20 protein-coding genes are annotated in these 21,586 nt (G+C 68.0%); 11 read left to right on the forward strand and 9 right to left on the reverse strand.

Annotated elements, in window-relative coordinates; translation table 11 throughout:
• The first annotated feature begins 97 nt into the window (after positions 1-97).
• Positions 98-2,653: an RCC1 repeat-containing protein gene (locus HUA75_RS45040; protein WP_174489982.1), complete on the forward strand. Its 2,556-nt coding sequence runs from the start codon at positions 98-100 to the stop codon at positions 2,651-2,653.
• A 61-nt stretch (positions 2,654-2,714) separates the two neighbouring features.
• Here HUA75_RS45040 and HUA75_RS45045 read toward each other — a convergent pair whose 3' ends face one another.
• The gene (locus HUA75_RS45045) at positions 2,715-3,920 is read right to left on the reverse strand and encodes a PLP-dependent aminotransferase family protein (RefSeq protein ID WP_174489983.1); all 1,206 of its coding nucleotides are present in this window, start codon (positions 3,918-3,920) and stop codon (positions 2,715-2,717) included.
• 224 nt (positions 3,921-4,144) lie between these two features.
• Here HUA75_RS45045 and HUA75_RS45050 point away from each other — a divergent pair, with 224 nt between their 5' ends.
• Positions 4,145-5,731, forward strand: coding sequence for an MBL fold metallo-hydrolase (locus HUA75_RS45050; protein ID WP_141644535.1), 1,587 nt, complete (start codon positions 4,145-4,147; stop codon positions 5,729-5,731).
• Here the strand turns inward: HUA75_RS45050 and cysC are convergent.
• From cysC to cysD, 3 genes are read right to left on the reverse strand one after another with little or no spacing between them, the layout of a single operon-like run.
• Positions 5,728-6,285 carry an adenylyl-sulfate kinase gene (gene cysC, locus HUA75_RS45055; RefSeq protein ID WP_141644536.1) on the reverse strand — a complete coding sequence of 186 codons (558 nt, stop codon included), beginning with the start codon at positions 6,283-6,285 and terminating at the stop codon, positions 5,728-5,730. The genes HUA75_RS45050 and cysC overlap by 4 nt on opposite strands.
• 7 nt (positions 6,286-6,292) lie before the next feature.
• The gene (locus tag HUA75_RS45060) at positions 6,293-7,549 is read right to left on the reverse strand and encodes a GTP-binding protein (protein WP_174489984.1); all 1,257 of its coding nucleotides are present in this window, start codon (positions 7,547-7,549) and stop codon (positions 6,293-6,295) included.
• Positions 7,549-8,454: a sulfate adenylyltransferase subunit CysD gene (gene cysD, locus HUA75_RS45065; RefSeq protein WP_371746346.1), complete on the reverse strand. Its 906-nt coding sequence runs from the start codon at positions 8,452-8,454 to the stop codon at positions 7,549-7,551. Before cysD ends, HUA75_RS45060 begins: the two co-directional genes overlap by 1 nt.
• 164 nt (positions 8,455-8,618) lie before the next feature.
• Here cysD and HUA75_RS45070 point away from each other — a divergent pair, with 164 nt between their 5' ends.
• Positions 8,619-9,404, forward strand: coding sequence for a thioesterase II family protein (locus HUA75_RS45070; RefSeq protein WP_174489986.1), 786 nt, complete (start codon positions 8,619-8,621; stop codon positions 9,402-9,404).
• A 3-nt stretch (positions 9,405-9,407) separates the two neighbouring features.
• Here the strand turns inward: HUA75_RS45070 and HUA75_RS45075 are convergent, their stop codons facing one another.
• Positions 9,408-10,187 (reverse strand): 4'-phosphopantetheinyl transferase superfamily protein, encoded by a 780-nt coding sequence (locus tag HUA75_RS45075; RefSeq protein WP_141644540.1) that lies wholly within the window; start codon positions 10,185-10,187, stop codon positions 9,408-9,410.
• Positions 10,188-10,270: 83 nt separating this feature from the next.
• Here HUA75_RS45075 and HUA75_RS45080 point away from each other — a divergent pair, with 83 nt between their 5' ends.
• From HUA75_RS45080 to HUA75_RS45105, 6 genes are all read left to right on the forward strand, one after another.
• The gene (locus tag HUA75_RS45080) at positions 10,271-11,485 is read left to right on the forward strand and encodes a phosphatase domain-containing protein (RefSeq protein ID WP_141644541.1); all 1,215 of its coding nucleotides are present in this window, start codon (positions 10,271-10,273) and stop codon (positions 11,483-11,485) included.
• A gap of 242 nt (positions 11,486-11,727) precedes the next feature.
• Entirely contained in the window at positions 11,728-12,978 is a 1,251-nt protein-coding gene (locus HUA75_RS45085) for a glycosyltransferase family 2 protein (RefSeq protein WP_174489987.1), read from the forward strand.
• A complete protein-coding gene (locus HUA75_RS45090; RefSeq protein WP_141644543.1) occupies positions 12,975-14,075 on the forward strand; it encodes a hypothetical protein in 1,101 nt (366 codons plus the stop codon). Before HUA75_RS45085 ends, HUA75_RS45090 begins: the two co-directional genes overlap by 4 nt.
• Positions 14,076-14,108: 33 nt before the next feature.
• The gene (locus HUA75_RS45095; protein ID WP_174489988.1) at positions 14,109-15,239 is read left to right on the forward strand and encodes a hypothetical protein; all 1,131 of its coding nucleotides are present in this window, start codon (positions 14,109-14,111) and stop codon (positions 15,237-15,239) included.
• 143 nt (positions 15,240-15,382) lie between these two features.
• Positions 15,383-15,961 carry a hypothetical protein gene (locus tag HUA75_RS45100; RefSeq protein ID WP_371746347.1) on the forward strand — a complete coding sequence of 193 codons (579 nt, stop codon included), beginning with the start codon at positions 15,383-15,385 and terminating at the stop codon, positions 15,959-15,961.
• Between the two features lie 85 nt (positions 15,962-16,046).
• A complete protein-coding gene (locus tag HUA75_RS45105; RefSeq protein WP_174489990.1) occupies positions 16,047-17,444 on the forward strand; it encodes a Vps62-related protein in 1,398 nt (465 codons plus the stop codon).
• A gap of 1 nt (position 17,445) precedes the next feature.
• On the opposite strand, the gene HUA75_RS47645 is transcribed toward HUA75_RS45105, so the two are convergent.
• The 4 genes from HUA75_RS47645 to HUA75_RS45125 all read right to left on the reverse strand — a co-directional run bounded on the left by HUA75_RS47645 (position 17,446) and on the right by HUA75_RS45125 (position 20,847).
• Positions 17,446-18,690, reverse strand: a complete 1,245-nt coding sequence (locus HUA75_RS47645; protein ID WP_174489991.1) for a site-specific integrase — start codon at positions 18,688-18,690, stop codon at positions 17,446-17,448.
• On the reverse strand, positions 18,687-18,920 hold the full coding sequence (locus HUA75_RS48170; RefSeq protein ID WP_174489992.1) for a helix-turn-helix domain-containing protein: 234 nt from the start codon (positions 18,918-18,920) through the stop codon (positions 18,687-18,689). Before HUA75_RS48170 ends, HUA75_RS47645 begins: the two co-directional genes overlap by 4 nt.
• A 749-nt stretch (positions 18,921-19,669) precedes the next feature.
• Positions 19,670-20,443 carry a hypothetical protein gene (locus HUA75_RS45120; RefSeq protein ID WP_174489993.1) on the reverse strand — a complete coding sequence of 258 codons (774 nt, stop codon included), beginning with the start codon at positions 20,441-20,443 and terminating at the stop codon, positions 19,670-19,672.
• A complete protein-coding gene (locus HUA75_RS45125) occupies positions 20,440-20,847 on the reverse strand; it encodes a hypothetical protein (RefSeq protein ID WP_174489994.1) in 408 nt (135 codons plus the stop codon). Before HUA75_RS45125 ends, HUA75_RS45120 begins: the two co-directional genes overlap by 4 nt.
• Before the next feature lie 198 nt (positions 20,848-21,045).
• On the opposite strand from HUA75_RS45125, the gene HUA75_RS45130 reads away from it, so the two are divergent.
• Entirely contained in the window at positions 21,046-21,246 is a 201-nt protein-coding gene (locus HUA75_RS45130; protein ID WP_174489995.1) for a DUF3696 domain-containing protein, read from the forward strand.
• A gap of 52 nt (positions 21,247-21,298) precedes the next feature.
• A complete protein-coding gene (locus HUA75_RS45135; RefSeq protein WP_174489996.1) occupies positions 21,299-21,562 on the forward strand; it encodes a hypothetical protein in 264 nt (87 codons plus the stop codon).
• Positions 21,563-21,586 lie beyond the last annotated feature (24 nt).

Genomic DNA, 21,586 nt, shown 5'->3' on the forward strand with positions numbered 1-21,586 from the left:
ACCCGGCATGAAGTAGGCTGCGATTGCCAGCGCCCGCGCGCCGAACCCCGTCCGCAGCCCTTCAGTCCCTCGAATCTTCGCAAGGATTGAAATGCCCATGCAGCGACCCAGTCGTTTCGCCCTCCCACTCCTGCTGGCCTCGGCGTTGCTGACCCTCGGCGCCGGCTGCTCCTCCAACCCGGAGCCCACCGACGATTGTACGACAACCCCCGCGAGCTGCGCCCCAGACGCGGGCCCACCCGATGCTGGCCCTCCTCTCGATCCGCCCACGCTCATCGAAACCACCCAGTCCGCCGTCAACACCAGGCCTGGAGAGGTGGTCTCCCTCCGAGTCATCACGCGGGACGACAAGACGCCCCAGCTCACCTATACGTGGACGGCCAGCACGGGCTCGCTCGGGACTCAGACTGACACAGTCAACATCAGCGAGGTGAAGTGGACCGCGCCCCCCTGTCTGCCCGCGGGGACTCGCATCTCCGTCACCGCCACCGTGACGGATGATGACGACCTCTCCACCACCCAGACGTTCCTGCTGTCAGCCCACCCCTGCACGGGCCCCATGGTCTCCGGGGGCGCTCGCCACTCGCTGACCTTGCGCGCGGATGGCACCGTCTGGGCATGGGGTAGCAACGCTTTCGGCCAGCTTGGCGATGGGACCGCCCTCGACCGCGACACCCCTGTCCAGGTGGCCGGATTGACGAACATCACCGCCGTGGCCGCGGGAGAGTCCCACTCGCTGGCCCTGCGCGAGGACGGCACTGTCTGGGCCTGGGGCTACAACGTCCGCGGCCAGCTCGGCGATGGAACGACCACGGACCGTTCCACGCCCACACAGCTGCTCGGGCTGACCCGGGTCATCAGCATCGCCGCGGGGAGCTATCACTCCATCGCGCTCCGCGAGGACGGCACCCTCCGGACATGGGGTAGCAACTCATTCGGCCAGCTTGGCGACGGAACGACCACGACCCGAAGGTCGCCCGTGCCGGTATCGGGGCTGAATCGAGTCACCCGCGTCGCCGTCGGCAAAGCCTCTCAATCCCTGGCGGTGCGCGCGGACGGCACCGCCTGGGCGTGGGGCTTCAACGCCTTGGGCCAGCTCGGCGATGGAACGACCACGGACCGCTCCACGCCCGTGCGAATCGCGGGGTTGGGGCCGGTCGTTGCCCTCTCCGGCGGCCTGGGCCGGTCCATGGCCCTCCTCACCAACGGCAGCGTCTGGGCATGGGGCTTCAATTACAAAGGCGCCCTGGGAGATGGGACGGAGATCTCCCGGAACGAGCCCGTGGAAGTCACCGGGTTGAGAGGTGTGACGACCCTCGAAGTGGGAACCAGCCACTCCCTGGCCACGCGTGACGACGGGACGGTCTGGGCGTGGGGGGAAAACTATTACGGTCAACTGGGAGATGGAACGGCGGTGGACCGCCACACGCCCGTCCAGGTGCCGGAGTTGACCGGCGTCGTTTCCGTCTCCGCCAGCAAGGAGCACTCTCTCGCGCTCCTTCTTGACGGCACCCCGCGGGCCTGGGGCCACAACGGAGACGGGCGCCTCGGCGTGGGCGCGCCTCCTCGACGCCACGCACCCACCCAGGTCCCCGGGCTGACAGGTGTGCTTCACGTCGCCTCGGACGACCACCACTCACTGGCCCTGCGCGCGGATGGCACCGTCTGGGCATGGGGTGACAACGACAACGGCCAGATTGGCGATGGGACCTTCCTCCGGCGCCCCTCCCCGGTGCAGGTGTCCGGACTCACCGACATCGTCGCCATCGCCGTGGGCGACACGCACTCACTGGCCCTGCGTGGCGACGGCACCCTCTGGGCATGGGGCACCAATACTTCCGGCACACTCGGCGATGGGACAACGGTCATCAGCCGCAAAGCCATCCAGGTACCCAACCTCACCCACGTCACCCGAATCGCCGTGGGCATGAAACATTCGCTCGCCCTGCGCGAAGACGGCACCGTCTGGGTCTGGGGCAGCAACCTCTTCGGCCAGCTTGGCGACGGAACAACCACCGACCGAAGCGTGCCTGTTCAGGTGCCCGGCCTCACCCACGTCACCCGAATCGCCGCGGGTGGGTACCACTCACTCGCCCTGCGCGATGACGGCACCCTTTGGGCCTGGGGCCTCAACGTCGTCGGCCAGCTCGGCGATGGAACGAACACCCACCGCCACGTGCCCTTCCCGGTGTATGCGTTGACCAACGTCTTCGATGTGGCCGCGGGCATGGACCACTCGCTCGCCGTGCTGACGGATGGCACCGCCTGGGCCTGGGGATGGAACAAGCAGGGACAGCTCGGCACCGGACGGGACACAGGTGGACGGATAGCGGATCGGATGAGCGGGCTGACCCACATCCGAGCCCTGGCCGGCGGCGGCGAGCATTCCCTGGCCCTGCGCGAGGACGGAACGCTCCTGGCCACGGGTAGCAACAGCCACGGCCAGCGCGGAGACGCCAGCTCCGGTGACCAACTCACCGCGCTCCAGGTGGCCGGCATCTCCAACCTCATCCACATCGCCGCGGGCAACCGCCACTCCCTGGCCGTCCGCGATGACGGCACTGTCTGGACCTGGGGCGACAACCTCATGGGTCAGCTTGGCGACGGGACCTCGGCCGACGTCCACCACCCGAGGCAGGTCACGCTGCCATAGGCGACTGAAGGGAGGGGGCCTCCGAAGCACCCGCCCCTTCCCTTCGCGTCCAAAGCCAGACTCAAGCCGCCCGAAGGACCGTGCCCAGCCGACGCACGGCCTCCTCGATGCGCGCTGGATCGCAATTCGAGAAGTTCAATCGCAGCCCATGTGACGCCGAACGCCCGCCGCTCACGCCGAAAGCCTGCCCCGGAAGAAATGCCACCTGCTGCGTCTCCAGCGCCCGGGCCAGCAACACCGTGGTGTCGCTCCCCTCCGGCAACTCCACCCAGACGAACATCCCGCTCGTGGGCTTCGTCCACGAAGCCCCGGCTGGCAGGTGCGTCTCCAGCGCCCTCAGCAACGTGTCCCGCCGCAGCCGGTACTCCCCTCGCAGCCGCGTCAGGTGTGCCTCCAACTTCCCCGACTGGAGGAACGAGAGCACCATCCGCTGCGTGAAGGTCGCCGTGTCGATGTCGCTCGACTCCTTCACCGTCGCCAACCGGAAGACCAGCGACTCCGGCACCACCACCCAGCCCACCCGCAGCGCCGGCGCCAGGATTTTCGAGAACGAGCCGACGTAATAGACCCACTGCGCATCCAACGAGCGCAGCGGAGGCAGTGCCCCGCCCTCCTCGTAGTGGAGCAAGCCGTACGCATCGTCCTCGATGATGGGCATGCGGTACTCCCGCGCCAGCCCCACCAGTCTCTCCCGCGCATCCATCGCGAGGCTCGTCCCGAGCGGATTGTGCCCGTCACTCATCGTGTAGAAGAACGCTGGCCGCTCCCCTGACGCGAGCAGCGACGCCAGGCCGTCCAGGTCCAACCCCGTCCGCGCATCCCTGCGCACCGTAAGCCGCCGCGCCTGGAACGGATCCAACACCTGCTGGAAGCCCGAGTACACCCGGTCCTCCAGGAGCACCGTCTGCCCCGGCTCCAGCAAGAGCCGCGTCAGGAGGTTCAGCCCCTGCTGCGCCCCCGTCGTCAGGAACACCTGACTCGTCGAGCAGCGCACCCCGCGCTTCGCCATCAGCGCCACCACCTGCTCACGCAGGGGCGCCAGCGTCGGCGAGTACTGCAACGCCCCCACCTGCTCCGCCAGCACCCGCGCCGCCGCCTCCGCCATCCCCTCCGTGGGAAACAACTCCGCGGCCGGCAGCCCCAACGCCAGGGAGAACACGCCCGGCCGGGTGATGATCTGCAGCATGTCCTGGATGGCCGAGGGCGCCAGCCGCCGGGCCCAGGACGCCAGCGGCAACTCCGAAGAGGAAGTCGAGGATGCCGTCACGTGGAGAAGCCTCCGGACGCTGACGCACAAAACGTGCGCACTCTTGAAGGTCCGACGTAATGGTAGCGCAGGCGAAATCCGCGAGGGCTAAAAGCCGTTAGAGGGAGAGACTCGCGGTGTGGACTCAGGGCCCACCCTTACAGGTCCAGCAGGCAGGCGAACGTCATCAGGGGCTTCCCTGTCTCCATGCCCTCCCAGATAATCAAACCTCGCCTGGAGAACCGATGCTGGACCGACCGATGTACCTCAAGCCCAACGTGGCGATCGAGCCACTGTACAACCAGTGGTACGCGTGGTGGTACCTGCTGTCTCCCGCCACCGCGCCGCTGTTCGTGACGAACCTGCACCAGAAGTTGATGCAGTCCTTCGTCGCCAACCCCGACGTCCACGTGGCCGCGCTGAAGAACCCGATGTTGATGGGCGGCCCGTTCATCAACCACCCCACGGCGCGCGCGGCCCGGGTGAAGGAGCTGCTCGAGCGGACGCTGCGAGACCAGGCGCACATGCTCGCGTACACCAAGGCGGTGGCGGAGCTGGAGCAACTGATGGCGCCGAACAACGGCGGCTCGCTGGAAGCGCTCTACCCCAAGGTCCCGGACCTGCTGCGCGGCTACGTGGAGCTCACGTACGACCTGAGCAACCGCGCCAGCGCGCGTTTCATCGAGCCGCTCCTGTACAAGAGCCGCTTCTATCAAGAGTCCTCGCAGAGCGTGACGCTGATGCAGGTGGACGGCGACTGGCGCCCGTACATCTTCAGCACGCCGCGCCTCGAGGAGGACATGCCGGTGCACCTCAAGGTGCCCTACCGCCACGAGGGCCTGGACGCGCTGTTCCGCATGCGCCACACGCCGGGCTCGCCGGGCCAGGTAGCGGAGATGCTCGGCGTGCCGTCCTCGGCCGCCGCGGCGTTCGCGGACCTCTTCACGGACGCCGTGCCTCGCAAGGCGCCTCGCTATGACGGCGAGGGCGTGCGGGTGCGCTACTTCGGCCACGCCTGCGTGCTGCTGGAGACGAAGGAGGTCAGCATCCTCACCGACCCCGTCATCAGCTACGAGTTCCCCACGGACCTGCCGCGCTACACGCACGCGGACCTGCCCGAGCACGTGGACTACGTGGTCCTCACCCACGGCCACGCGGACCACTTGATGATGGAGACGCTCCTCCAGCTGCGTCACCGCGTGGGCACCATCATCGTCCCGCGCAACAACGGCAACTCGCTGGCGGACCCTTCCCTGCGGCTGATGCTCCACCACACGGGCTTCAAGAACGTGGTGGAGATCGACGACCTCCAGGAGATCACCATCCCCGGCGGCTCCATCACCGGCCTGCCCTTCCTCGGCGAGCACAGCGACCTGGCCATCCAGGCCAAGACGGCCCACCTGGTGCGCGTGGGTGGCAAGTCCATCCTGATGGCGGCGGACTCCAACGCGATTGAGCCGCGCATGTACCAGCACCTGCGCGACATCATCGGCCCCATCGACATCCTGTTCCTCGGCATGGAGTGCGAGGGCGGCCCGATGAGCTGGATGTACGGCCCGCTCCTGTCCAACCCGCTGCCCCGGAAGATGGACCAGGCGCGGCGCCTCAACGGCTCCGACTGCAACCGCGCCATGGAGATCACCAACCACCTGACGCCCAAGGAGGTCTACGTCTACGCCATGGGCCAGGAGCCCTGGCTGCGCCACGTGATGATCCTCGTCTACAACGAGACCACCCCGCAGCTCATCGAGTCGAACAAGTTCATCGACCACTGCCGCTCCAAGGGCATGCAGGCCGAGCGCCCCTACGTGCGCATGGAACGCGTGCTCTAGGCGGCGCGAGGCGCCAGGAGTCCCCGGGTCTGGAGCGCGGCCAGCACGCGCTCAAGGCCCGCCTCCAACGGCTCCGAGCTCGAGCGGACCGTCACTTCGGGCGCCTCCGGAGCCTCGTACGGGTCCGACACGCCGGTGAAGTGGGGCAGCTCACCGGCGAGGGCCTTCTTGTAGAGCCCCTTCACGTCGCGCGCGATGAGCGCCTCCAGCGGCGCCTCGATGTAGACCTCCACGAAGGCCAGCCCCGCGTCCGCGGCCAACTGCCGCACCTCCGCGCGCGAGCTCTGATAGGGCGAAATCGCGGCGACGATGACGCCGACGCCGTGCCGGGCCAGAAGGCGCGCCACGTGGCCGATGCGCCGGACGTTCTCCTCCCGGTCCTCCCGCGAGAAGCCCAGTCCGCGCGTCAGCCAGGTGCGCACCTCGTCACCGTCCATCACCTCCACCGGACGCAACGGCTCCAGCCGCGAGCGCAGCGCCCGCGAGAGCGTGCTCTTGCCCGCGCCCGACATGCCCGTCAGCCAGAGAATGAATCCGGAGCCTTGCCGATTCATGCGCACCTCAGACCGCGGGTCCGTTGATCATCCCGGCACCCACCGTCGCGTTCGTGCCTTCGTCGATGAGGATGAAGCTGCCCGTGTGCCGGTTGCGGCGATACTCGTCGAAGAAGAGCGGCACCGTGGTGCGCAAGGTCACCCGGCCAATCTCGTTGAGCGCCAGCCGGGGACTCGCCTCGTCCCGGCTCAACGTGTTGACGTCCAGCCGGTAGTGCAGCTGCTTCACCTGGGCCCGCGCCGAGCGCGTGGTGTGCTTGAGCGCGAACCTGGCTCCCGGCTGGAGCGACACGCCCTCCGCCAGCCAGCACACCATCGCATCCAGGTCCTGCCCCACCATGGGCGGATTGCCCGGCCGGCACAGCATGTCGCCCCGGCTGATATCCAGCTCGTCCGCCAGCGAGACATTCACCGACATGGGCGGGAACGCCTGCGCCACGGCCTTCCCCGCCAGGTCCAGCTCGCGGATGCGCGTGGTGAAGCCGGAAGGGAGCGCCATCACCTCATCGCCCGGCCGCAGCACGCCGCCCAGCACCTGCCCCGCGTACGCCCGGTAGTCGGGGAACTTCGAGGACATGGGGCGGATGACGCTCTGCACGGGGAAGCGCACGTGGATGAGGTTGCGGTCCGACGCGATGTGCACGTTCTCCAGGTGGTGCAGCAGCGTGGGGCCCTGATACCAGGGCATCCGCTCGGAGCGCGTCACCACGTTGTCCCCGCCCAGCGCGGAGATGGGGATGAACGACAGGTCCGCCACGTCCAGCTTCATGGAGAACTGGCGGAACTCCTCGCGGATGCGCTCGAAGACCGCCACGTCGAAGTCCACCAGGTCCATCTTGTTCACGCAGAGGACCAGGTGCGGCACGCGCAGGAGCGAAGCCAGGAACGCATGGCGCCGCGTCTGCTCCAGCACGCCCTTGCGCGCATCGACGAGGATGAGCGCCAGGTCCGCGGTGGAGGCCCCCGTCACCATGTTGCGCGTGTACTGGAGGTGCCCCGGCGTGTCCGCGATGATGAACTTGCGCTGCGCCGTGGCGAAGTACCGGTAGGCCACGTCGATGGTGATGCCCTGCTCGCGCTCGGCCTTCAGGCCATCCAGGAGGAGCGCCAGGTTGACGTACTCGTCCCCTCGCGCGCGGCTGGTGCGCTCCACCGCGGCGAGCTGGTCCTCCAGAATCGAGCGGGTGTCATGGAGCAGCCTGCCGATGAGGGTGCTCTTCCCGTCATCGACGGAGCCCGCGGTCGCGAATCGAAGCAGTTCCACTAGAAGTAGCCCTCGCGCTTGCGGTCTTCCATCGCCGTCTCACTGAACTTGTCATCCGCCCGGCTCGCGCCCCGCTCCGTGACTCGCGAGGCGACAATTTCCGTGATGACCTCCGCCACCGTGACGGCGCCGGACTCCACGCACGCGGTGCAGGTCATGTCCCCCACCGTGCGGAAGCGCACCGGCGCCGTGGTGACCTCCTCGCCCGGAAGCAGCGGCAGGTAGGGAGACCACGCCATCAACATGCCATCCCGGCGGAACACCTCGCGCCGGTGGCTGAAGTAGATGGACGGCAGCGCCACGCCCTCCCCCGCGATGTACTGCCACACGTCCAGCTCCGTCCAATTGGACAGCGGGAAGACGCGCAGGTGCTCTCCCCGGCGGTGGCGACCGTTGTAGAGGTTCCACAGCTCCGGGCGCTGGTTCTTCGGGTCCCACTGACCGAACTCGTCGCGGAACGAAAACACCCGCTCCTTCGCGCGCGCCTTCTCCTCGTCGCGGCGCGCACCACCGAAGACGGCGTTGAAGCGGTGCTTCTCGATGGCCTCCAACAACGGCACCGTCTGCGCGCGGTTGCGCGAGGCGCGCGGCCCCTTCTCCTCCGCCACCCGGCCCCCATCGATGGCCTCCTGCACGGACGCCACGAGCAGGCGCGCGCCCAGCTCCGCCACGCGCGCGTCGCGGTACTCGAGCACCTCCGGGAAGTTATGCCCGGTGTCCACGTGCATCAACGGGAACGGGAGCGGCGCGGGCGCGAAGGCCTTCACCGCCAGATGCAACATCACCGCGGAGTCCTTGCCGCCGGAGAACAGCAACACCGGGCTGTCCAGTTCGGCGACCACTTCCCGGATGATGAAGACGGACTCAGCCTCCAGGGCGTCCAGGTGCGACAGCTCGTAGCTCACGCGAAAAACGCTAGCACGTCTTCCGAGGAGTCCCGCCAGTCCACTCATTCACGAATTCCGAGCAGAGACAGCCAGTCCTGTACGCTGGGTAGAAGTCTTCAACACGCTCGAAGTACCGGGGCCTTGACCCGTTTTCCTCGGCTGTGCGACAGAACCATACCGCCATGCCCAGTGCTCCCACCCCGAACCCGAACTCTCCCGAACGTTGGTTTCCCTCCCGGAAGCCGCTGACAGACCCTCGCCTGCGGCTGTTCTGCCTGCCGTTCGCCGGAGGCAGCGCGTCCATCTACAGCGGCTGGCAGGGAGGCCTGCCTCCGGGCGTGGAGCTGTGCGCGGTACAGCTGCCCGGCCGTGAGCGGCGGTTGATGGAGAAGCCCTTCGACAACATGTCCGCGCTGATGGACGTGCTGCTGCCGGTGCTCGCTCCGCTGCTGGACAAGCCGTTCGCCTTCTTCGGCTACAGCATGGGCTCGCGCATCTCCCTGGAGCTGACGCGGCGCCTGCAGGCGCGCAACGGCCCGCTGCCCCGAGGCCTGGTGCTGGCCGCGTCCGGAGCGCCCCGCGAGTCGGACCGCAAGCCCATCCACCACCTGCCGCAGGAGCAGTTCATCGAAGAGCTGCGGCGCTATGACGGCACGCCGGAGGAGATCTTCCAGCACCGGGAGCTGCTGGAGCTGCTGGTGCCCACCCTGCGCGCGGACTTCGCGCTCGCGTGGTGGGAGAACGGCCCCGGGCCCGTGAAGCTCGACGTGCCCATCTCCGTCATGGGCGGCACCGAGGACAAGCACGTGTCCCTCGCGCGCCTGGAGACGTGGCGCGAGGAGACGCGCAACGCCGACTTCCGCATCCGCCACTTCGAGGGCGGCCACTTCTTCCTGCGCAAGCAGCAGCCCGCGATGCTCGCCGCGCTGGGCGAGGACCTCACGCGCTGGATGGCCGCTCCGGCCTGAGGCTCACGCCGCCTCGTCGAAGCGGGGCGGCGCGTCCGACTCCAGCGGCACGGTGAACTGCCACCGCACGCGGAAGGGCCGCTCCCTTGGCCCCCGCATCGCCACCGCCGCTTGATGGCGTTCGGAGGGACGCAGTTGCATGAAGCGCCAGGTCTCCGGCGTGTCCACCATCCGCGCATCGAAGGAGATGCGCGGCTCCTTGCCGGCCTCCAGGTGGAAGGCGAACTGGTCCAGCGGCAGGGACAGCCCCGCGCCCCGGGCCTTGATGTAGGACTCCTTGAGCGTCCAGTACTCGAAGAAGCGCCCGCGCTGCTCGGCGGCGGGCAGGGCCCGGAGGGCGGAGATCTCCGGGGGGGCGAAGAAGTGGTCGGCGATCTCCACCGTCTCGCCCGGCCGCTGGGCATCTTCCACATCCGCGCCCAGCTCCGCGTCGAGCCCCACCGCCACCAGCGCCATGCCGTCCGTGTGCGACAGGTTGAAGCGCAGCCGCGCGCCCCACTCACCCCGCACCTCCGGCCTCCCGTACGCGTTGGTCGAGAAGCTCCACGCCGAGGGCGCCACCGGCGCGTAGCGCGACAGCGTCAGCCGCACCAGCGCGTGACTCACCAGGTATTGCCGCTGGTGACGCTCGAAGCGGAAGCGCTTCTGCTTCTCGCGCTCCCCTGAATCCAGCAGCCCCCAGTAGGCGTCCAGGAGCCGCTGTTCCTGGATGCGCTCGGGCTCGACAATCCACACATGGACTTCGTCCGGACGAAGCTCCAGCGGAACGGCGACAGTCGACATGCCTCACCTCTACCACGCCGGGCCGCACCCCGCGTAGGCTCGGAAATCCAAGTCCGGCCTCGCGCCGGAATGGGGGGAGCAACATGGATCCGCACGCCGCGACGAAGAAGCTGGAAACGCTGCGCACGCTCATGGCCGGCCACACCGATACCAGCGAGGAGCGTCGCATCCTGGACCTCCTGCGCGACGCCAACGCCGCCGAGCTGAACTACCTCCTGGCCAACATCGACCTCGAGTCCCTGCTGGGGGACATGGATGACCGCATCTTCGGGCCGGACCACCACACCGCCCTGTTGACGATGCTCTGTCGCGAGCGCGCCGCCCAATTGGCCCTGCCGGTGCGCGCAAGCCTGGTGACAGCGCTCCAGCGAGGGGGCACCCCCGCCACCGCGGAGCGCGCCCTGCGCGACATGTTCCTGAGCGTGCACGGCCGAGAGCTGACCGCCTTCAAGAACCTGCTCGACGCCGGCAACAACCACCAGGACCTGGAGAAGCTCCTCTTCGACGACGTGGACGACCCGGCGCTGCGCGAGGAGATCCTCGCGCACATCCTCCGCGAGGGCGAAGCGGCACCCAGTGGCGAAAACAAGGTCCTCAGCGACATCGACGACACCTTCTTCGCCAACCTCAAGGACACCCGGTACCCGTCCAAGACGGTGTACCCGGGCGTGCTCGCCTTCTACGCGGAGCTGGACCGCGGCCCGGGCATCATCCCCGGCCGGGAGGGCGACCTCACCTTCGTCACGGCCCGGCCCATGGACCCGCTGGGCGCGGTGGAGAACCTGACCTTCGACTCCCTGCGCAAGCACGGCGTCCCGCCCCATGTCGTGCTCTCCGGCAGCCTCACCCACCTGCTGGGCAACTCCCGCATCGCCGCGAAGAAGTTCGACAACTTCCAGCGCTACGTGCGCGTCTTCCCGGAGTACGGCTTCGTCTTCGTGGGCGACAGCGGACAGGGCGACGTGGAGTTCGGCGACAAGATGCTCACCGCCGCTCCGCACGCCGTCCACGCCGTGTTCATCCACGACGTGGTGGACACGCCGGAGACCACCCGGCGCGCGTGGCGCGAGAAGCGCATCCACTTCTTCGACACCTATGTGGGCGCCGCGCTGGAGGCCTTCGCGCTGGGCCTCATCTCCCGCGACGGACTGGCGCGGGTGGCCATCGCCGCGCGCGAGTCGATGGAGGGCATCGCCTTCACCTCCGCGGCCCAGCGAGATGCCCGCAAGGTGGAGCTGACCCGGGACCTCCAGCGCGCGGACGCGCTGACGTCTCCGTCGCCTCCCGCGGCGCACTGACGCCTCCCAGGCGTCGAGCACGAGAAGCTCGGGGTGCCCTCCGGGGCCGGCGCGCTGACGCGTACCGGACGGCCTCCGGCGCGCGATGACGCCTGGGTGAGCAATCCCCTTCCACCGTCCCCGGGGGCAGTTGGCGTGGGCCCAACCCCCACCAACTTTCCCCCCGCTCCCTCACGGGAGAATTGGGGGCGGCGCGGGCCGCCACGGGGAAGGGGTGGCGGCGTGATGGGGGACGGGACCTGATGGAGCTCTTTCCCATCCAGCTGCTGTTCATCGTCGTCTTGATGAACCGCTACATCCTCGGTCCGTTCCTGCGGCGCCTGCGCGGGTCCAGCATCGACCGGGCGGACGACACATACCGGCCTCGCGTCGCCATCGTCATCCCCCTCTTCAACGAGGGGAAAGGCATCTTCCACGCCATCCGCAGCCTGCTGGAGCAGGACTACCCCAGCGACCTGCTGCAAATCGTGGTGGTGGACGACTGCTCCAACGATGACAGCTACACGTGGGCCCTGAAGGCCGCGGAGGGACACGCCAATGTCCTGGTCATGCGCAACCCGGAGAACATGGGCAAGCGCAAGGGCATCAACCGGGGCGTGAAGGCCGCGGTCGACGCGGAGATCATCGTCTCGGTGGACTCCGACGTCATCGTGGACCGCTCCGCGGTGCGCAACCTCGTGCGCCGCTTCGTCAGCTCCCGCATCGCGGCCGTGGGCGGACGGACGTACGTGACGAACCGGCACCAGAACTGGCTGACGCGGATGGTGGAGATCAAGTTCCACTTCGCCCAGCAGTGGCTGAAGGACCTGGAGCGCAGCTTCCGCCAGGTGATGTGTCTGTCCGGCTGCCTCACCGCGTATCGCCGGCATGTGCTCCTGGAGCTGGAGCCCATCCTGGAGGCGCGCTCCATCGCCGGCATCCCCATCAAATACGGCGAGGACCGGTTCCTCACGCGGCAGATCGTCAAACACGACTACGAGACGGTCTACACGCTGGACGCGTTCTGCTTCACCGCCGCGCCCGCGACGCTGGCCGGCTACTTCTCCCAGCAGCTGCGGTGGCGGCGCTCCAACCTGGTGGACCTGCTCGGCGGCCTGTCCCACGCGTGGCGCCTGCACCCGGTCATCACCATCCATTACGTGTCCCAGCTCGCGCTGCTGCTCGCCTACCCCGTCGTCATCGTCCACAACGTCCTCACCGGCGAGTTCCTGGACATCCTCTCGTTCCACTTCCTCGTCATCGGGTTGCTGGGAATCATCTACCGACTGGAGACGCGGCATCTGCCCGAGGACCGACGCGTGCACGGGGCGTGCTTCCTGCCCATGGCGCTGCTGATGCCGGTGACGTACGCGCTCTTCACGCCGTTGGCACTGCTGACACTGGACTCCGGGAGTTGGGAGACGCGGGGCAGCCCCAGCGTCGCCCCGGCTCCCTCCACCGAAGAAAACCGGAGCGGACTGCCGCCCAACCCCGCCGGAGAGGGCTCGCCATGAACCAACGTGTCGCGAATCGCATCAATGCCATCGCCGTGTCCACGTACAAGCTCCTGGGCTCGGTGCTCCTGGGGATCATCCTGGCGGCGCTGGTGTCCTTCCTCGCGGTCCAGGGCTTCTTCCTCCTGAGCCATGGCTGGGTGACGCCCACGGTGGTGTCCCCCACGGACCCGCAAATCCTCTCACTGAACACGCAGCTCGCGGCGCAGACGTCGGCGAGAGACCACGTCGTCGCCGAGCGGCGCGCGGTGGAGAACCGCATCGAGGATGCGGAGCGCACCGTGTCCGCGGAGCGCGCCTTCCAACAGCGCTTCCTGGTGGCCCTGCGCGGCGAGCGTGCATCCAAGGACCGCGCCGCGAAGCGACTGGCCTCCCTGCGCCATGAGTACGGCCGGGCCCGTGAGGAGATCCTCAAGTCCAACCGGGCCTACGCGGGGCTGTCCCGCGCACGCACGGACGCGATGTATGGCGCGCGGCTGCTCCAGCAGGAGGACAAGCTCACCATCAATCACCACCTGGCGCAGCTGGCGCAGAGCAACCTGGCCCTCGCGCAGACCACGGTGGACATGGAGACGCGGGTGGACTCGCTCCACCGGGAGCTCGCGGGGCTGACGGCGGTGCAGAACGGCATGGGCAAGGACGGCACGCCCGTGGGAATCACTCCGGACGTGCTGCTCCTGGAGCGCGAGTACACGCACTCGGTGCTGGAGCAGGCCCGCGCCGTGGCGACGCTGCGAAGCCTGGAGCATGACCTGAAGGCGCTCGACGACGTGTCCCAGCGCTACGAGGCGCTCATCGTGTCGCTGCGAGCCTCGCCCTATCTGCGCGCCATCGAGAAGGACCTGACAGTGGCCTTCGTGCCGTACGAGAACCTGAACAACGCGGCCGTGGGCACGCCCCTCTTCGCGTGCGCCGCGAAGGTCATCTGGTGCCGCGAGGTGGGCGTCGTGGGCCGGGTGCTGGAGGGTGAGGTCTCCATCAAACACCCCATCCGTCAGCACATGCTGCGCGGGGTGATGGTGGAGGTGAAGCTCACGGACTCCGCGTCGGCGCGCGAGGACCTGCTGCACCTGGGCCGCGCGCCCCTGGTGCTGTGAGGGCATGCGCACATGAAGACGTGGAGAAGCCCCATGCGGAAGACTCTCACTTGTGGCGTGTTGGTGTTGCTCGCCGCGCGAACCCCGGCGGCCCACGCGGAGCAGCCCACCGAGTCGGCCACTCCCGACGCCCGCGTGGAGCAGCGCGCCGCGGGCTACTGCGACTGGGTTCAAGGACTGGGCGACGCGGAGGCCGCGCTGGAGCTGGCACCCGAGGTGTTCGGCAGCTTTGGCGTGGTGAACACCGGTGAGGCCGAGGGCGGCGTCCCTCTTGGCAAGCCGAAGCTGCGGGTGACGGCGGGCCTGAGCTACGACTTCGTGGGCCTGTACCGGGGCCACAAGATTCACCGACGCGCGGCGGCGGAGTGCCGCCGACACCAGGCGCTCTCCTCGCTCCAGGCGGCGGTGAGACAGGGCATGGGGCTGGGTGAGGACTCGGCGCTGGAAGCCCGGGCCCGCGTCCTCCAGGACGCCCTGCCCCGCGCCGAGGAGCTCGTCAACGCCTTGCGCGCGGACCTCCGGGACGGCCGGGCGACGCTGGAAGAACTCAACGCGATGCAGGTGCGCCTGGACAACCTGCGCTCCCTGAGCACGGACACCGCGCTGGCGCGAGAGCGCCTGGCGTCGCGCCCCGAGTTTCCTCGCGGACAGCGACTGGAGCCCTTGCTGGAGGAGCTGCGCGCGGCGGATGACGCGGTGGAGGTCGCCACCGGAAGCCTGCGCCGCGCCAAGGCGTGGGAGCTGAGCGTGCGCGGAGGGTATGACGAGGTCTTCGACGTGGAGCAGGAAGTCCCCCTCTTCGGGCAGGTCATGCTGACGTATGACCTGGGCCACCTGTGGCAAGGCAAGGCGAATGCCCGGGCCCGCGACGGTCGTCGACGTTCGACGGCGAATGACGTGGACGGCGTGCATCAGAAGATCTCCGAGTTGCTGGTGGAGCTGCGCTCGCGGCATCGGACGGAGGAGGCTCGGCTGAGGGAGGTCTCCGCGCTCGTGTCGGACCTGGAGGGACAGCTTCGCGAAGTGGAGGCACTCCAGACGCGGGAGATACGCCGCTTCCGCGACTACCTCCTCCTGGAGCTGGCACGCTTGCGCGCGGAGCAGGCGTACCTGACGGCGCATGTGGAGGCGCTCACGTCCTTCCTCGGGACGACGCGTCCCTGATGTCGGACAGGGCCCCGAGCCGGGTCCTCGTGGCCTGTCTGGGGTTCGGAGTGCTCTCTGTCCTCGGGTGGGCTCGGCCTCCGCCCGGTGACGCCCAGAGTCCCGGCGCTCCCCAAGGCGCGGGCGCGCGGGAGAAGGAACGTGTGACGACCTTCGCCCTGGTGCCCTTGTCGAAGTTGCGGGTCACGCAGGGCGCGCTGCGCGAGCGGACCGATGGACGGCTCGACGTGGAAGGCGCACGGCTGCGAGCCATCGTTCCCGGCACGAACACGACGTCACGCGCGGAGCTGCGCTTCTCGCTCCGAGGCTCCTCCAGCGAGCAGCGGGCCCTGCAGTCCGGAGAACAGCGACAGCAGGCAGGCCTCAAGCTGCGCGCACGCGACGGCTGCAACGTGCTGTACGTGATGTGGCGCTTCGCTCCGAAGGCGGACATCGTCGTCAACTACAAGCGCAACCCCGACCAGCGCCACAGCAGTGACTGTGGCAATCGCGGCTATGTCACCGTCCGCCCGTTCCGACGCAGCGCGGTGAGCGCGCCCTCCAAGGGAGAGGAACACGCCCTGCGCGCCGAGCTGGCCGGAGTGACGTTGCGCGTCTGGGCGGACGACTCGCTGGTCTGGGAGGGCGACCTTCCCCCAGAGGCCCTCGCGCTCGACGGTCCCGTGGGCCTGCGCTCGGACAACGTGCGATTGACGCTCCAGCTCCGAGTCCCCCCACCCTGACGCATTCGTTCCAGGTGCCAGACTGGTGTCTTGAAGAGACTTGAGGGCATCCTGCGCGTCCACGCAGGGACATGAAGAGGCCCGTATGCTCGCTGGACGTCTGGGTTCACTCCGCTGGCTCGTGCTGTCATCGTTGGGAGTGGGCGCGCTGGGATGTGGCGGTTCGCTGGAGGCCGTCGAAGACACGTCGCCGCGCGACACGGAGGCCGCCCTCGCGGGACTCCAGGGCAACACCGTGTATGGGCGATGGCTCGGCTCCGGTGGACGCAATCCCACCCATCCCGGCAACCGCACGTTCTTCGTCGACCACGTGGGCCCCACTGCGACGGTGACCTTCACCCTCACCTCGTCCGTGGATGCGTACCTCTACCTGCTCGATGCCAGCGGCAACGTGCTCGCGGAGGACGACAACAGCGCGGGCAACCTGGGCGCGCGCGTGTCCCTCTCCCTGGCCCCGGGCACCTACAAGCTCGTCGCGGCGACCGCGTCACCGGGCCAGAGCGCGGACCTCACCCTCGCCTCCGACAGGGCTCCGCTGCGCTTCAGCCAGCGACTGCTCTTCAAGCCCGTTTCGGCCTTCCAGTGGATCTACGACGACAGCGGCACGGGCTCCAACAACGACGTCTCCATCTGGCGGCCCAACCTCGCCCAGGCGCCGGGCTATTACTCGCTCGGCGATGTCGCGATGCCCAATGGCGGCGGCGGTCCCGCTCCCGCGACGGCGCTCGTGGTGCAGGGCGAGGGAGACCTGCTCGCCCGACCCGTGGACTACGTCTGGGTCTGGGACGACAAGGGCTCCGGAGGAACCCACGATGGCTCGTTCTGGGAGCCCGTGGCGCCCGCCGGCTACACCTGCCTGGGCGCGGTAGGGGTGCTGGGTTACGGCAAGCCCTCCACGGACCTCATCCGCTGCCTCAAGAGCGAGTACGTGGTGGCCGCCGACCCTGGCGCCGTGTGGAACGACAGCGGCTCTGGCGCGAACAACGACGTGGGCCTCTGGCAGAGCAACGCCAGGGACCACCGGGGGCTGCCTGTCGCCACCTTCGTGGCACGGCCCAGCCACTCCGACACGGGAGGCAGTCGCTACTGGGCCCTCAACAAGAGCGCGACGGCGCACCCGGAGCTCCAGGGGCTGCCCGTGAGCGCCGCGACGGCGGCGGCCTTCGCCCCTCGCGTGTGGATGCACCCCGGCGAGGCGTACTTCCCCTCCTCCACGGAGTTCCACCTCGCCAATGTCCATGTGGAGGGCGGCCATCAGGTGACGAACCAGGCCCTGGGCTGTGACTCGTGTACGGACCCGCAGTTCCTGGATGGGCAGCGGCCGAACCAGACGCCCGTGCCTGTCTATGCGGAGCTCATCACCCGCACCGTGAATGGACTGCCCACGTCCACGACCGACGTGGTGTATTGGATGTTCTACCCGTATTACGCATGCCATTCGGGCCAGCCATGTAACCCCCTTGAACTACTGACACTTTCATAAATCAACCGACGACGCGTCGTGGCCGTGTCACGCCCTTGTCCCGTCTCTGCTGGGCGAAGGGCATCAGCTCGGCAGCCTCGCGAACATCGTCCTCATCGGTATCGAAATAGTGGGCCATCGTCGTGGAGAGCCGCCGGTGGCCAAGGGCCCTCTGGGCAAGGGCTGGATTCTTGAGCGCCGTTGCATACGTGCTCCGCAGGTGCCGAAACGACAAATCGCCAGGGACGACGCGCGGGCGCACGACAACCCCGCAGTTCCGGCACGGCCTTTTCCTCGGCCAAATCGAGAATGTCTCGTCCCCACAGGGCTCGCACCAATAGCGCCAGCCCTTCGATAGACCTGCTCGCGTCAGCGCGGCACGAAGAACGAGGTTGTACAGAACGTCAGCGCCTCGCTGCCGCCCGCCGTCTTTCCCGGGCCAAACGAAGTCGCTCACTGCTGATGCCTTCCGTTCGCGGAGCATGTCGGCCACGGTTGCCGGCAACGGGACGAACCGGTCCCGCTTCCCCTTTGTCGTGTCCGACGAGTTGCTGTGTTGCACGTGGAGAGTGGGAGCGCCGTCGAGAATGACATGACCCCATCTCAGTGCCACCACCTCACCCTCTCGCAGTCCCGTGCACGCTGCGAACCAGAAAAGGTCGGCCCACGGCCCAGCAAACGAGAGCATGCGCTCCAGGTCCGACGACCTCAGCCGCCGAGGGCGCCGAACAACTGGGCGCGGCTTCGCCGCCGCCCTGACCGGAGACTCGTTGAAGAAGCGCCGCGACTTGCGCGCCCACTCGAAGATGGTGTTGAGCCGCGTAATGACGACGGCCGCTGTCGATGCCGCGAGAGGACGTCTCCCTCTTGCCCCTTGCTGCAAATCGTTCCCGAATCGCTCGACGTCAGCGACCGTGACTTCGCTCAGGAACTTTCGACCGAGCGCCGGGCCGATATGAAGACGACACGTCAGCTCGATGTGCTCGTAGGACGCCGTTCCCGCGCGTGCTGCAAGGAACTCGCGAATCGCATCCTCAAGCCGAATGGCCTTCCGCGAGCGAGGGGCCCGGCTATTCCGGATGTCGTCGACGTCCTGGAGTGCCTCGCGAAGCTTCTCCTCGGCTTCGGCCTTCGTGCGCGCGTCCGTGCGTGGCTGAATGCGCACGCCACCAGCGTCCCGATAATCCAGGTGCCAGGTGCCGTGCTTGGGCGCCTCCTTGCGAGACGTCTTGTCGCCCTTCTTGCGGCGGAAGTAGACGCGACTCACGTGGACTCCTGAGCAGCGACCCATGCTTTGATGGCCGCCGGGCTGTAGCGCCGGGTGCGGTCGATGAGAACGACCGAAGGAAGGCCCCTCTTTACCCGGAGGCGACCGACGGTCTTTGTGCTGACCCGAAGGAATTCGGCCACGTCCTCAGTCGTCCAGTACGCCTCGGTATCCTTCGTCACCAGCCGTAGCGACGGCTTGCCGGACCCGCTGTCATCACAGTTGACCATCGCGCGCTCCCCCACCCCTGAACATATCAGCAGCTATCGTGCCAACAGAAAGACAGGGGGCCGCCTGTCTTGACCGTGGTTGCCCACCGCTCACCCCCGACACACACGCCTGAAACACAGACGCGGACGCCTCGTGGCAACCACCTACAAAACTACTACCAGCCATTTGACCCGCAAGCAAACGAGCCGTCTTAAATCGCTTGACGTCAGGTTTCGCACTCGGGGAGTCCGAGTATTCGGCGTCCCGCAGGACTTGCGGGCTGTCTGCGATTGCGGTGCGCGGCAGTCCGAAACCACGGACCCCACATGCAACGATAGACGCTGATACATCCAGCGTCACGGCACGTGAGTGGTTGAGGTGGACGAGCACGCGACACCCAGAAAGACGGCGCGCAGACGGTGACGGATAGAGCACCGTCTGCGTGCCGGAGCAGTTACCGGCCCACCGAAGTGGCCGGACTCCCGCTCTCAAGTTGTCGTGTGGCTCGCCGGCTATCCGTTACACCCAGCGAGGGTACTTCACGGACAGGATGAGCCCTGCGCGCGGGCTCTGTCAAGTCCGGGCCAACCCTACCGTTCGTCGGCGTGCGCGGCGTGACGCTCGCCGTGCTCATCGCACTCCGTCGCGTGGGCGCAATCGCACGCCACACGCTCCGCGCTGGGGCAGCACCTGCTGACCTCACGCCGCGCAGCTGTCATCGGGCCAGCGCGCTGTCGCGGTTGGCGGCGGCGCCTGGCTGACTGCGCGCTCATCGCCGGCCTCGAATGGTGCGGTCCTTCGGCGGCAGGTCCATGGGCTTACCGCCCTTGAGCCCGAAGTAGCAGCCGCCCTTGTACTCGACGCTGTTCTTCTGGCACGGCGGGTCCTTCTTCAGGTGGAGCCAACAGGCGCCCCGAACCTCTTCCGCTGGCTCACGGCAAGGTGGCGTGTCCTGCCCCAGCATCGGCCCATTCGGCATCAGAACGCGGACGTCCTTCTCCCCCATTCTGAGCAGGTCGAACTCGACCATGTCCGTCATGTACGCGTCCTCCATCCCCGCCGCCGGATACGTGTAGCCGATGGGGTCCGAGGCTGTGGCGCGCGTGTGGCGCAGCGGCCACGGCAACAGCAGCGCCGCCAGAGTCGCCGCGGCGAGGGCGGGCGGTATCCAGGAGAAACGGCGTGCAGGAGGACTCGGCAGCGCCTCGGCCATCGTCACGTTGCCTATCGGACGGGTGTCCCGCTTCCCGGACCTGAGATGCGCCCGTCCCTGCTCCTCGTCCAGCGCGGCCTCGTAGGCGCTCGCAACCATGTCCAGGACGCGCGGGACAAGCTCGGCGCGCCCTGCACGGTGCTCGGCAACGACGAAGTCTGGGTATCCGGTCACGAGGAGTGTCACGGCGCCAGGCAGGGGCCGGTCCTTCGGGGCGCGGAGCAACAGCGCCGGCCAACCATGACACTTGTCCCACGTGAGGTGGAGGAGCCCCAGGGCACGGGCAGCCACGCCGCGAAGGCGCGGGCCGAAGTGATAGGGGTCCGTCATGACTTGCCGCCCTTCTTGGCTGCTGTCTTCTTGGCGCGCGGAGCGGGCTTCTCCTCGTCCTCTTCGTCATCATCGAGCGCCGCGCTCTCAGGGATGACGACCTTGCCGTACTTCTCGTCGTACTTCTCGCGGCCCAGCGCGACGAGCAGCCAGAGGGCGTCGTTCCGCGATGGTCGGCGGCCTGTGAACGGCGACACCTCCCCCGCTGCGCGTCGCTGCTTCTTCACCTCCTCGAGGTAGAGCCAGTCCTCCAACGTGAGGATGGCTGGCTTCTGGACCCGCACGTCGAGCGGACCCCTCTTCGAGAATGTCGCCATGAGTCCCGTTCCCTTGGTCGCCACTGCGCCCATGCGGCCCCTTCCATATGTGGTTGCCAGTGTGCCGGCAAGTCTGCCCTGGACCATCGCGCCGTCCTCCCTATCGAATACCCCATAATCATGGACTTGATTTTATATAAAATCTAGGTACTATTCATGTCGTAGGTCGACTGTTGGGCGGCGGGCCCCCATTGCGTGGGGAGAGGGCGGCGGGAATCGGGAGGGCGGCCTCCTGGGGCGTCGAGCAGGGCAGCACGAAGAGCAGCACCAACACGGGGGTGTGCAATGCCGAAGTCGACGAAGAAGTACGAGGGATTGACGCCGGAGCAGATGAGGGACCGGTTGTTCGCGCCCGAGCCGCGCAGGCCGGGGCCGTCGGTGAAGCAGGCGCTGATTGAGGTCCTCGCCGCCGTCGAGGAGCACGGCGAGCCCGAGGAGTGGCCGGAGGGTTTCTTCGAGCAGGTTCAGTCCCTGGCCTCCAAGTAGCGCCACCGGGCCCGTCCTTCGGGGCGGGCCCCTCTCCTCTGGAGACAACACCATGGCTCTGTTCGCCGGATACGCCACGGTCGCCTGTTACTGCCGACGCAAGTCGTGTGCTGGCGCGACGACATGTTTCTTCTCCATCGACGCCCCGTCACACGCAGCAGCCCGCGCCGTGTTCGAGGACTTCCTCGAAGAGCATGGGGACGCAGCGGGCGCGGCCCTCTGGCCGGACGCGCCGTCGGCGCACCTTGTCGGCTGGAGCGTCGACCCCGTCGAGCACCTCCCCAGCTTCGATGGGGTGGTGAAAGACAGCCAGTAGCACTCAGCGCCCGCGCGACACGTG

This window comes from Myxococcus sp. CA040A, from assembly GCF_013336725.1.
Taxonomy (GTDB): domain Bacteria; phylum Myxococcota; class Myxococcia; order Myxococcales; family Myxococcaceae; genus Myxococcus; species Myxococcus llanfairpwllgwyngyllgogerychwyrndrobwllllantysiliogogogochensis.